The organism is candidate division TA06 bacterium (assembly GCA_016208585.1).
GTDB lineage: Bacteria > Edwardsbacteria > AC1 > AC1 > EtOH8 > UBA5202.
Window position 1 is genome coordinate 31,174 of the sequence record JACQXR010000111.1, and the last position, 11,679, is coordinate 42,852.

Annotated in this window: 10 protein-coding genes; 7 read left to right on the top strand and 3 right to left on the bottom strand. The window is 54.3% G+C overall.

The genetic code is table 11. From position 1 onward, the window contains the following. Positions 1-297: 297 nt before the first annotated feature. From HY768_08450 to HY768_08460, 3 genes are all read left to right on the top strand, one after another. A complete protein-coding gene (locus HY768_08450) occupies positions 298-585 on the top strand; it encodes a hypothetical protein (GenBank protein MBI4727233.1) in 288 nt (95 codons plus the stop codon). A gap of 185 nt (positions 586-770) precedes the next feature. Beyond that, entirely contained in the window at positions 771-1,076 is a 306-nt protein-coding gene (locus tag HY768_08455; protein ID MBI4727234.1) for a hypothetical protein, read from the top strand. Positions 1,077-1,196: 120 nt separating this feature from the next. After that, the gene (locus HY768_08460) at positions 1,197-1,919 is read left to right on the top strand and encodes an anaerobic ribonucleoside-triphosphate reductase activating protein (GenBank protein MBI4727235.1); all 723 of its coding nucleotides are present in this window, start codon (positions 1,197-1,199) and stop codon (positions 1,917-1,919) included. Between the two features lie 704 nt (positions 1,920-2,623). On the opposite strand, the gene HY768_08465 is transcribed toward HY768_08460, so the two are convergent. From HY768_08465 to HY768_08475, 3 genes are all read right to left on the bottom strand, one after another. After that, positions 2,624-6,007 (bottom strand): homocysteine S-methyltransferase family protein, encoded by a 3,384-nt coding sequence (locus tag HY768_08465; protein MBI4727236.1) that lies wholly within the window; start codon positions 6,005-6,007, stop codon positions 2,624-2,626. Continuing rightward, on the bottom strand, positions 6,004-6,966 hold the full coding sequence (locus HY768_08470) for a methylenetetrahydrofolate reductase (GenBank protein MBI4727237.1): 963 nt from the start codon (positions 6,964-6,966) through the stop codon (positions 6,004-6,006). Before HY768_08470 ends, HY768_08465 begins: the two co-directional genes overlap by 4 nt. A 133-nt stretch (positions 6,967-7,099) precedes the next feature. Beyond that, a complete protein-coding gene (locus HY768_08475) occupies positions 7,100-7,594 on the bottom strand; it encodes a GNAT family N-acetyltransferase (GenBank protein ID MBI4727238.1) in 495 nt (164 codons plus the stop codon). 395 nt (positions 7,595-7,989) lie between these two features. Between HY768_08475 and HY768_08480 the strand changes: the two genes are divergently transcribed. The 4 genes from HY768_08480 to tuf all read left to right on the top strand — a co-directional run. After that, on the top strand, positions 7,990-8,376 hold the full coding sequence (locus HY768_08480) for a 30S ribosomal protein S12 (protein MBI4727239.1): 387 nt from the start codon (positions 7,990-7,992) through the stop codon (positions 8,374-8,376). A gap of 152 nt (positions 8,377-8,528) precedes the next feature. Beyond that, positions 8,529-8,999 (top strand): 30S ribosomal protein S7, encoded by a 471-nt coding sequence (gene rpsG / locus HY768_08485; GenBank protein MBI4727240.1) that lies wholly within the window; start codon positions 8,529-8,531, stop codon positions 8,997-8,999. A 415-nt stretch (positions 9,000-9,414) separates the two neighbouring features. Next, the gene (fusA, locus tag HY768_08490) at positions 9,415-11,493 is read left to right on the top strand and encodes an elongation factor G (GenBank protein ID MBI4727241.1); all 2,079 of its coding nucleotides are present in this window, start codon (positions 9,415-9,417) and stop codon (positions 11,491-11,493) included. A gap of 60 nt (positions 11,494-11,553) precedes the next feature. Beyond that, positions 11,554-11,679 (top strand): elongation factor Tu (gene tuf / locus HY768_08495; GenBank protein MBI4727242.1); only part of this gene is annotated, 126 nt, incomplete at its 3' end.

The following is an 11,679-nucleotide window of genomic DNA, read 5'->3' on the forward strand; positions in this document are numbered from 1 at the left end:
AAAGTTTGAACAGCCTACCGGAGAGTTTGAATAGCCTACCGGAGAGTTTGAACTGGCATCCGCGGGTTGTAAATAAGCCTTCGTAACACGTAATGGCCGAATTTATCGGCCCCAACAGTAAGGACACGGCACGCCGTGTCCCAACAGGATATAAAGCCTTAAAAACTAAAGTAAGGACATGGCACGCCATGTCCCGACAATACAGTAAGAGCCGATCTGTCGGCCCCAACAGGTATAAAGACTCAATAACCAACGTAATGGCCGATTTATCGGCCCCAACCAAAGGAGATGGAAAACATGGAACTGCAGGAACTGAAGGACAAGCTGACCTCGGAGAAACAGTCCTACGAATTCAACGAAGAGGACGGCGGGGTCTACATCCGCAACAAACGCTACGACACCAAGATCCACGCTACTTACGATGCCATCGCCAAACACGAATGGAACACCATCAAGGCCCAGTCCGTGGGCGGCCGCGACGTCAACCACATCACCCGGGTAACCGGCTACTTTACCATCGTGGAAGGATGGAACAAGGGCAAGATCGGGGAACTGCGGGACCGGTATAAGTCGCAGGTGAAGTAGGGACTGGAAGTTGTCATTCTGAGCAGGGCATCGTGCTTGGCAGGTCGAAGAATCCACTTTTAACTGAAGGGATCCTTCGGTTTGTAAAGCAAGCAAGGCTTCTCAGAGCCTGCACTGAGATTGGCTATTATTTTGCACCGAAGTGATGACACCGTCAAAAGTATGAAACTATTAAGAGGGTAATAATGCAAATAAAAGTATTCGGGCGGCCCAGCTGCCAGGTCTGCAAACAGGCCATCGAAAAAGTAGGCTATTTTTTGGACAAATGGAAATACACGGAACAGGTGCCGGTCAACTATTTCGACATGGATACGCTGGACGGCCTGACCGAGGGAGCCTTTTACGAGGTTTCCGACATTCCCACGGTGGTGCTGGAATATAAGAAAGAGGAGTTGGACCGCTGGGTCAAGCGGCCGCCGCTTTCCAAAGAGCTCAAGCCCCATCTGGACAAGGCCTTTAAAGGTGAGGCCGGCCCGGACGAGGAAGACTGATTACGGTTGTGATGCAATAGGGACTACAATTGGTACACAATTGTTTGGCCAATAGTATCACCACCGTATAACCACTGTATGGACTATTGCCGGACATGCATTAATGCTTCGTAAGGTAAGATGGAAATAAAAGGTTTCATAGAGACATCGCTGATTGACTGGGACGGCAGGCTGGTCTCAGTCTTTTTTTTGCCCGGCTGCAATTTTCGCTGTCCCTTTTGTCACAACCACCGGTTGTGGAAGGAGCCGCAGAAGATCGCGACCGTTCCCTGGCAGAGGGTCAGCGATTTCCTTAAAGGCAAGAAAGGCTGGATCGACGGAGCGGTGATCACCGGAGGCGAGCCCACCGTCCATGACGACCTGCCCCAGTTCATCCAATCCATCCGGGAGCTGGGTCTTCTGATAAAACTGGACACCAACGGCGCCAATCCCGAAATGCTGCAATTGCTGTTGGACAAGAAATTAGTGGACTATGTGGCCATGGACCTGAAGGCTACCCTGGATCCGATATACAGCCAGGCGGCCGGGACCAAGGTCAACCTGGACGACATCAGACGCTCGATAAAAATACTGATGACCGGCAAAACGGATTACGAATTCCGCACGACTTTAGTGCCCGTGTTTCACAGATTAGAGAACGTCAAACAGATGGGCAAAAGCATCAAGGGGGCCCAAAAGTGGGCGCTGCAGCAGTTCGTGCCCCAAAACTCGGAGCAGGAGACGCTCAGGAACATCTGGCCCTATGCCGAGGAGTACCTGGTGAAAATGCAGCAGGAGGGAAGCAAATGGGTGGAAAGCTGCATTTTGCGGGGGATAAGCGAGATCGCCGCCGAACAGTTCTAATTTCCTTCCTCCGCTTTCTCTTTGAAGAGAAAGCTTCAAAGTCCTCCACGGGCGGATCCGCTCGTGCCAAAGGCAGACCAGCCTATATGGTTTTACTTGCCCACGGCCCCGCTGTAAGCGGAGCCTCGCCGTCCTCCTTCGTTCCCACTACGGGGGGCAGGTCGGCGGGGCGTGGTGGTGGCCGGCTATAGGGACATACTTACGGTGGCGGAAGAACTTTCGCTCAGCGCTGCTTTGAAGTCATAATATCCAGCTGCCTGAATTTATTGACCCGAAAATAAGGCATAATACTGGCAACAAATTCTTTACCTGACTTTCAGTCGGCTAAAACGGCAGCCTTTGCTAGGCAAGCACCGCTGAAAGCGAACCTGGGACCACTTCCTGCCTGACGACATCCATCCCCAGTACGGGAAGGGAGTGAGGCTATGTTTGTCGCCCCGCCTTTAAGCGAAGCGGCTATACTTCAGCCCCGATAAAGCCCCGCCTTGGCGGGGCCGGGGCGTATGCCTTGCTTTCCGCGCAGCTGGGCTTCGGCGTGAGCTCAGCCGAACGGCGGTAAAGACTTCTTGGCATACTTTATTAGTCATAAGAAAGTATGATAAAGAAAATAGCAGAGCGTCTTTCGGATAAAACTTTGAACCAGTACATCAAAATAAAAGCCGCCCCTTTGACGGGGGCAGCTTTCTTGTCGCCGGTTTATAGGTCTAACCCTTGTTGAAGATGATGGCGCTGGTGGAGAACTCCGGATCCATCTGGTGCGATTCGCTTAAAGCCACTTTTATCCTTTTTGGTTTCAGCACTGAAAATATCTTTTCCTGCTGGGAAAGTTTTGGCCAGACCGGGTAGCCGGGGCTGAGTCTGATAGTATTTTTCCATCCCGCCAGTTTGTTTACTTTGGCGTTGCTCCATTTGGCCAGGGCCTCGGTCAGCTCGGCGGCCAGGCCGTGCAGCAAAAATTCCTTCTGCACTTTTCCGTCTTGGTTGAACTTGCGGCAGCGCTTGCTGACTTTTTTGCCCAGGGTCACTAACTGCAGGACCACGGTCAGTTCTTCTTGGGAACCGGAAGGCCAGCTGTCGCGGATCTTGTCCGAAAAAGTTAAAGTCATCCATTCCTTCTTGGACTTGGGCTTTAAAATTACCAGCTGCGAACCCTTCCATCTGGCCCGGTAAAACCCGTAAACGGTCTTGGGTCTAAGTATGTCCTTTTTAATGGCCATCTCCCAAAGCTCGTTGAAGGCGGTCTCGGCTGAACTTGTCTGCCGTTCGGCCTTAGTTTTGTCTGCTTTCCCCGAGACCATCTGCCAGCGCGACTGGTACAAGGCCCGGCGGTTCAGATGATCCAGCAGAAGGTGGAGGGGGATTTTTTTCTCTATCTTGCTTCCCTCAAAGGGGAGTTTTTGTTTGGCCGGCCTCTTAACCGACAGTTCTCGGGGGCGTTTGAAGGGGGCTTCTTTGCCGGGTGAAGCAGGTTTAAAAGGTTTAGTAGGTTGAAGAGGTATTTTGAGAGTCAGCTTGTTGTTTTCCACAGGCTGCGGGATAGCCTCTGTCTCCGAGGGTTTGGCCGGGGTGGTAAGCTGCTGCATCACTTTAAACCCGTCCATAGCGTCCTTGGCGTAATGGACCGCCGGGTAAAGCGGGCGCATGGTCTTTTCCAGGTAATCGGAGCTCAAAGCCGCGCCGCCGCAGATCACTGGCAGGCTTAAGCCCTGGGCCTTGAAAACCTCAAGATACTCGGTCATGGCCTTGACCGATTCCACCAGCAGGCCGGAAAGCCCCACGGCGGTGGGTTGATGCTCCTTGACGGCATTGATGATCTGCTCGGCGCTCTGCTTGACTCCCAGGTTGATCACCTTGAAGCCGTTGGCCTCCAGGATCATGGCCACTAAGTTCTTGCCGATGTCGTGGATGTCGCCCCGGACCGTGGCCAGCACTATGGAACCGCGGGCTTCGTTCTTCTTTTTCCCCAGCATTGGTTTCAGGAAATCCGAGGCGCTGCGCATCACCTCGGCCGAGCGCAGCACAAAGGGCAGCTGCAGCTTGCCCTGGCCGAACAATTTTCCTACCTTATCCATGGCCGGGAGCAGGTCTTCCCGGATGATGTAAAGGGGAGTCTCTTCCTTCAGCAGGGCCTTCAGGGTCTGCTCCAATCCCTGGCTGTCGCCCGACAGCACGTGCTGTTCCAGCCGCTGGGCCGGGGGCACAAAATTCTGGTGAGCCACGCTTTCCTCCCCGATCTTGTGATGGGAGAAGAAGGCCAGCAAAGACTCCAAAGGCGGCTTGGACCCGGACTGCCGGTTTAGTAGCAGGTCGTCGCAGAGCTTTACCAGCTGGGGCGGGATCAGGTGCAGGGGCATGATGCGCCCGGCGTGCATGATGGCGGCGTCCAGGCCCTTTTCAATGGCCCGGCGCAGGAAAACAGAATTCAAGGACTTGCGGGCCTGGGGCGACAGACCGTAGGAGACGTTGCTTATTCCCAGGATGGTGTGGGAACTGGGGAATAGGGATTTAATCTTTGTGATGGCGTCTAAAGTCTCTTTGGCAGAGGGTTTTAATGATTCGTCCCCGGAACCCAGGCTGAAGGTCAGAAAGTCGAACAGCAGGTCCTGCTCGGACAATCCGCATTCAATGGCCATCTGGTAAAGGCGCTGGGCGGCGGCAATCTTCCGGTCCGCGGTGGAAGCCATGCCCTGCTCGTCTATGGTCAGGCAGACTACCGCCGCGCCGTACTGCCGGCAAAGCTCGAATGTCTCCCTGGCCCTTTTCCCCCCGTCCTCCAGATTGACCGAGTTGACGAGACAGCGCCCGGCCAGTCGCTTCAAGGCTTCCTCCACCGCTTGAGGGCTGGTGGAGTCTATCATCACTGGGAGCTGCAGCCGGGTGTTGAGCCTGGAACAAAAGACCTGGTAGTCCAAAACCTCCGGCCGCCCGGCCGCCGCCAATGAAAGATCTATGGCATGGGACTGCTCGGCCTGCTGTTCCAGGGCCGCTTTCATCATGCCTTCGTAGTCGTCCTTCTGCAGGCATTCCCTAAAAAGTTTGCTGCCCGTCACATTGGTCCGTTCACCGATGATCAGCGGCTTGGGCTCGGTCTTTATATCCTGGGCCTGATAGAGCGAGGAAATGCGGGCCGTTCTTGTTTCCAAGGGCTTCCGGGCCGGGATATCTTTTAAGGCCAAGGCCAGTTCCCGGATATGCCCGGGGGTGGTGCCGCAGCAGCCGCCGGCGATGTTCAATCCCACCGCAGAGGCGAAGTTTTTCATCTGCCCGGCAAAATCTTTGGGTGCCAGGTCGTAAACTGTCCGGCCGTCAACCAATTTGGGCAGGCCGGCGTTGGGCATCAAAAATAAAAGTTTTGATGAATGCCGGGCCAGGTAGTAGACCGCCTCAGTCAGCCCTTTAGGCCCCAGGCTGCAGTTGATCCCGATGGCGGCCAGGGGCAAGGGTTCCAGCGCGGCCAGCGCCGCTGCGATGTCGCTGCCCAAAAGGATCCGGCCGCTCTGGTTGATGGTCACCGAGCCGATGATGGGCCGGAACTGATCTTGTTCTTTGAGCGTCCGGTCAATCGCTATTACCGCAGCCTTGAGTTGGAGCAGGTCCTGGCAGGTCTCCACTATAAAGCAGTCGGCTCCGCCAGCCAGCAACCCCTGGGCCTGGGGCAAATAACTCTGCACTAATTCGTCGAATGATATCTGTCCCAGACCGGGCAGGCGGGAGCCAGGCCCCAGGGAGCCGGCCACGCACCTGGGATCATCTGATTTTGAGAATTCACCGGCCGCCTGCTTAGCCAACTGGGCCGCTTCCCGGTTCAACTCAAAACATTTTTCGGCCAGACCGTGTTCGGCCAGGATGTGCCGGGCCCCGCCGAAACTGTCGGTCTCGATGATCTGGGCGCCGGCCGCCAGATAATCTTTATGGATATTTAAGATGACCTCGGGCCGGGAGAGACATAAAAACTCATGGCAGCCTGGATGGCCGCCGTAATCCTCGTCCTTTAAGCCGACCGCAAAAAGCTGGCTGCCCATGCCGCCGTCCATTATCAGGATCCTTTGGCGGGAGTTTTCCAGAAAGCCTTCCGGGTTCTGTTTCATATTATCCCTTTTTGTTTCAGATTGGAAAGCACTCCGGCCACGGCCTGGCCCTTGCCCATGGTGTAAAAATGGAGGCAGGGGACCTTCTGTTCATACAACCCGGCGCAGAGCCCAGTGGCAAAATCCACTCCGGCCCAGCGGGCCGAGGCCGGATCAGGCGCGCTCAATATCCGCTCCACCAAGCCTTGAGGCAGGTTGACGTGGAAGTCGCGGGGGATGGCGGTCAGCTGGCGGGGGCTGGCGATGACCTTGACGCCGGGGATCACCGGAACGTTGATGCCCTCGGCCCGCACCCGGTCCAGGTAGTTCTTGAATATTTCGGCCGAGAAAACCATCTGGGTGATGATGTAAGAGGCGCCGCGGGCGATCTTCTCCTTCAAATGCCTGATGTCCTCGTCCAGATTGGGGGCCTCGTAATGTTTTTCGGGGTAGCCGGCCACCCCAATGCAGAAGTTGGTGGGGTCGGCCACGTCCAGCTCTTCCAGGTATTTTCCCTTATTAAGATTGGCTACCTGCTCCACTAATTCCGAGGCGTAGCGGTGGCCGTCTTTCTCCGGCTCAAACTCGCCGATGCCCGGCGGGGGATCGCCCCGCAGCGCAAACAGGTTGGTGAAGCCCAAATAATGGAAGTCTATCAGCGCGTCCTCGGTCTCGTATTTGTTGAACCCGCCGCAGATCAGGTGGGGCACGGTCTCGATCTGGTACTTGTTGGCCAGGGCCGCGCAGATGCCCACGGTGCCAGGCTTCTTGCGGCGGGGGATCTTTTTGATGACCTCGTCCACTTCCTCGTAGACGATGCTCTGCTGGTGGTAGGTGACATTGATGAACGAGGGGTTGTAGGGCTTGAGCAGATCCACCGCTTGGTAGATGCTCTGGATGCTGTGGCCTTTTTCGGGCGGGGTGATCTCCAGGGAAACCAGGGTCTTTTTGCGGTTCTGCAGGTATTCGGTGATGTGCATTGTTATTTGATAAGCTCTCAAGTGGTTTAGGGGGATTACCTTTATAAGGAAGGCAGGAATACAGGAAGGATAGTTGAATTTGTGCTACGAATTATAAAATCGTGCTACGGTCTATGCGGAAATAAAAGGCAAGTTACTTGCTATTGTCAAACCGATGGATTGGTCCATGCCAACCGCCGCAACCATTAGACAAGTCTTCAAAATTACCTTGTGTGTAGTCTGAAATAATTTTACGCCAAAATGCCTGGGCCGGTTTGTTTTCTTTGCCCACGGCTATTTCCCAAGTGCCGTGAAACTTATCTAACAGACAAAACGCGGCTTGTTTACTTATTCCGGTAAGACGATATTTTTTCAAAATAAAGAATTCAGCCATGCTGTAATCTACATGTTTCCCCGAATTGCTATGCTGGTTAATTAATGCAAAACCAGCCAAGTTCTCGTTAACTTTAAAAAGAAACGGAAAGCGTCCTTTTTCTATCCAGTAGTGATCCAGGTAATTGTAATTAAACAAACCGTGGGCGTCTAAAGGGATAGGCTCATATTCCGTTAAATCATACAAATACAATTGCATTAAATTCCGAATGATTGGTTTGTCGGAAAGAGAAGCTTCAACTATGTCAACTTGCATAAGGAATTCCCTATGTAAATGTTTTGTCCCGTTTTGGAGAGAAAAAAAATAATGAAAACTGAAACAGCCCAGAAAAGGCTCCGCCGTATAATTCTTAATGATATAATATAGCTTTCGGCTATGTCAAGCATAAAATGAGCTTTGGGTGGGCTTTTTGGGGTTAAATTGGGGGTAATGCGGCAATTTCCGATTATTTACAGGTTTTGTATGATTTTTTAATTGTAAAATTTTAATTGTTAAAACATCTTGACATTTATGCTGTAAATATTATATAATTAACATTTCAGTCTTTTACAAAAATTTTTGACAAAATATTTCCGTTTTCGTCGCGGCGATGAAAACCGGACGGGGGTGTTTTTGTCTTTAAAAATTACCTTATAGGGCAAGGAGAATTAATGCCAACCATCAGCCAACTGATCCGCAGCGGGCGCAATTCCAAACGCAAGAAGACCAAGGCCCCGGCCTTGAATTCCTGCCCCCAGCGCAAGGGCGTGTGCCTCCGGGTCTACACCACCACCCCTAAAAAGCCCAACTCGGCTTTGCGCAAGGTGGCCAAGGTTCGCCTGACCAACGGATTCGAGATCCTGTCCTACATCCCGGGCGAGGGGCACAACCTGCAGGAGCACTCCATCGTCATGGTGCGGGGCGGCCGCGTCAAGGACCTGCCCGGCGTGCGCTATCACATCGTGCGCGGCACCCTGGATACCTCCGGGGTGGAGGGCCGCAAGAAGAGCCGCTCGCTGTACGGCGCCAAACGGGTCAAGGCCGGCGCCAAGAAGTAACCTGCCTCAGCCACAGAGACACCCTTCAATTCATCAGGATAAACTCCGGCACAGAGGTGCTTCCAAATGCGAATCGTGAATTGTAAATCGTGAAATGTGGCTCCCCGGTAAAAAATCCAAATAGAAATCAGAATATTAGGAACTGATATAAAATGCCAAGAAGAAAAAGAGTCATCAAACGCGAGGTCCTGCCGGATCCCAAATACCACGATACCATGGTCACCATCTTCATCAACAACATCATGAAGTGCGGGAAGAAGAGCGTGGCCGAGAAGATCTTCTACCAGGCGGTGGAGCTGGTGGAACAGAAGCTGAAGCTTCCGGGGATCGACGTCTTCAAGCAGGCCCTGAACAACATCAAGCCGGTGCTGGAGGTCAAGCCTCGCCGGGTGGGCGGCGCCACCTACCAGGTGCCGATTGAGGTCAAGCCCGAACGGCGCACCGCCCTGGCCATCCGCTGGATGATCGCCGCGGCCAAGGCCCGCTCCGAAAAGACCATGCGCGATCGCCTGGCCGGGGAGATCATGTCGGCCAACAAGAACGAGGGCGGGGCCGTCAAAAAGAAGGAAGACACCCACAAGATGGCCGAGGCCAACAAGGCTTTCAGCCACTACCGGTTCTAAAGCCCGACCTGTACCGAGACTGCACCAGGGATTTTTAACGGACACTGACTGCGACAGGCTCAGTCGAACGAATTACACTGACATTGCTTTGACATTGGCTTCACCCCAAGTTTATTACCAATAACAAAACGTTATAAAATCATTTCCCGCAGTGTTTGTTCGCTTACGCTTCTTGCTTGCCTTCCCTTGGGGGCCATAGCTTTAGCGAAGGTATCAGTGTCTAAAAAGTACCGGATCCCGTTCGGATGAAAAAAGATTTTTGACTTTTAAAAAAATTAAGATTTGTAAAATGAGAAACCTGACGCCATTTGTAATTCCCGACGAAAAAAGATAACTTTCAGCCCGCCGCCTTCCTTCAGGCGTTGGTTGAAGGGATGGCGGACGGTTAAAGGCAGAAAGTAAAGTTGGAATACAGATGACCCAGGCTTCTTCGTTAAATAAGACCAGGAACATCGGCATCATGGCCCATATCGATGCCGGTAAGACCACCACCACCGAGAGGATCCTGTTCTACACCGGCAAGGTGCACCGGATCGGCGAGGTCCACGACGGCGCCGCCACCATGGATTGGATGGAGCAGGAGAAGGAACGCGGCATCACCATCACTTCGGCCGCCACCACCTGCGCCTGGAACGGGCACCGCATCAACATCATCGACACCCCGGGCCACGTGGACTTTACGGTGGAAGTGGAACGCTCTTTAAGGATTTTAGACGGGGCCGTGACCCTGTTCTGCGCGGTAGGCGGCGTGGAGCCGCAGTCGGAGACGGTCTGGCGCCAGGCCGACCGCTATCATATTCCCCGGATCGCTTTCATCAATAAAATGGACCGGGTGGGAGCCGATTTTGACGACGCGGTGGGGATGATGCGGGAACGGCTGGCCGCCAAGGCGGTGCCCATCCAGATGCCTTTAGGCAGCGGCGAGACTTTTTGCGGCGCGGTGGACCTGGTCAAAATGCAGGCGGTGAGCTACAGTGGCGTCGAGGGCGAAGAGCCAAAACCTGGCCCCATCCCCGAAGAACATCAGGCCCAGGCCCGGGCCGCCCATAATTTCCTGGTGGAACAGGTGGCCGAGTACAACGAAGAGGCGCTCAACCTGTATGTAGACGGGAAGCCCATCCCGGCACAGCTCCTGATGAAGGCCATCCGCCGGGGGACCCTGGACATAAAAATTTTCCCGGTGCTGTGCGGGTCGGCCTTCAAGAACAAAGGGGTGCAGCCTCTTTTAGACGCGGTAGTGGATTACCTGCCGGCCCCCACCGACCTGCCTCCGATCTCCGGACTGAATCCGGACACCGGCCAGCGCGAAGAACGTCACGACGACTCGACCGAACCCCTGGCGGCGCTGGTCTTCAAGATTGCCGCCGATCCCTACGTGGGAAAGATTTCATATATCCGCATTTACTCCGGCGCCATCGAAGCCGGCCAGGCGGTGTATAACAGCAACCTCGGCAAGCACGAGCGGATCAGCCGCCTGCTTTTAATGCATGCCAACAAACGGGAGGACGTGGACAAATTAGAGGCCGGAGACATCGCGGCCGCGGTGGGTTTGAGGGACAGCAAGACCGGCCACACCCTGTGCGAAAAAAAACATCCCATCATTTTGGAATCAATGAAATTTCCCGATCCGGTGATTTCGGTGGCCCTGGAGCCCAAGTCCAAAGCCGATGAAGATAAATTAGGCAACGCTCTTTCAAAATTATCCGAGGAAGACCCCACCTTCAAGGTCAAGACCGATGAGGAGACCGGACAGACCATCATCTCCGGCATGGGCGAGCTGCACCTGGAGATCATCGTAGACCGGATGCTGCGGGAATTTTCGGTGCAGGCCAACGTGGGCAAGCCCCAGGTCAGCTACCGCGAGACCGTCCGCAAAAAGGCCAAGGCCGTGGGCAAGTTCATCCGCCAGAGCGGCGGCCGGGGGCAGTACGGGCACGTGGAGATTATACTGGAACCCCAACAGCCGGGCCTGGGTTTCGAATTTTCCAACGATATCATCGGCGGCGCCATCCCCAAAGAATACATCAACTCGGTGGAGAAGGGGGTCAAGGAAGCCCTGGAGGCCGGGATCCTGGCCGGGTATCCGGTGGTGGACGTCAAAGTATCGCTGATAGACGGCTCCTATCACGAAGTGGACTCCTCGGACATCGCCTTCAAGGCCGCCGGCTCGCTAGCCGTCAACGAGGCCCTGCGCAAGGCCGGCTCGGTGCTTCTGGAGCCGGTGATGAGCGTGGAAGTAGTGGTCCCGGAACTCTACATGGGCGAGGTGATCGGCGACATCAACGCCCGGCGGGGCAAGATACTGGGATTAGTAAAGCGCAAGGACGCCCAGGTGATCGCCTCGATGGTCCCGCTGTCCGATATGTTCGAGTATGCCACTAGGCTTAGATCCTTGACCCAGGGTCGGGCCATCTATACCATGCAGTTCCATCATTACGAAGAAGTTCCCCGCTCAATTTCCGAAGAGATCATGGCTAAAAGCGGCGGGAAATAAAACCCCGGCACGATAATCATAACCCAAGATTTCAAAATCCCAAATATAGGAGAAACCATCATGGCCAAGCAGAAATTCGAGCGAACCAAGCCGCATGTCAATATCGGGACGATCGGGCATGTGGACCACGGCAAGACGACCCTGACCAGCGCCATCACCAAATATTTGTCGGAACAGGGGCTGGCC

Coding starts and splice junctions, on each gene's coding strand:
- HY768_08450 (MBI4727233.1), top strand. CDS start 298: ATGGAACTGCAGGAACTGAAGGACAAGCTGACCTCGGAGAAACAGTCC.
- HY768_08455 (MBI4727234.1), top strand. CDS start 771: ATGCAAATAAAAGTATTCGGGCGGCCCAGCTGCCAGGTCTGCAAACAG.
- HY768_08460 (MBI4727235.1), top strand. CDS start 1,197: ATGGAAATAAAAGGTTTCATAGAGACATCGCTGATTGACTGGGACGGC.
- HY768_08465 (MBI4727236.1), bottom strand. CDS start 6,007: ATGAAACAGAACCCGGAAGGCTTTCTGGAAAACTCCCGCCAAAGGATC.
- HY768_08470 (MBI4727237.1), bottom strand. CDS start 6,966: ATGCACATCACCGAATACCTGCAGAACCGCAAAAAGACCCTGGTTTCC.
- HY768_08475 (MBI4727238.1), bottom strand. CDS start 7,594: ATGCAAGTTGACATAGTTGAAGCTTCTCTTTCCGACAAACCAATCATT.
- HY768_08480 (MBI4727239.1), top strand. CDS start 7,990: ATGCCAACCATCAGCCAACTGATCCGCAGCGGGCGCAATTCCAAACGC.
- rpsG (MBI4727240.1), top strand. CDS start 8,529: ATGCCAAGAAGAAAAAGAGTCATCAAACGCGAGGTCCTGCCGGATCCC.
- fusA (MBI4727241.1), top strand. CDS start 9,415: ATGACCCAGGCTTCTTCGTTAAATAAGACCAGGAACATCGGCATCATG.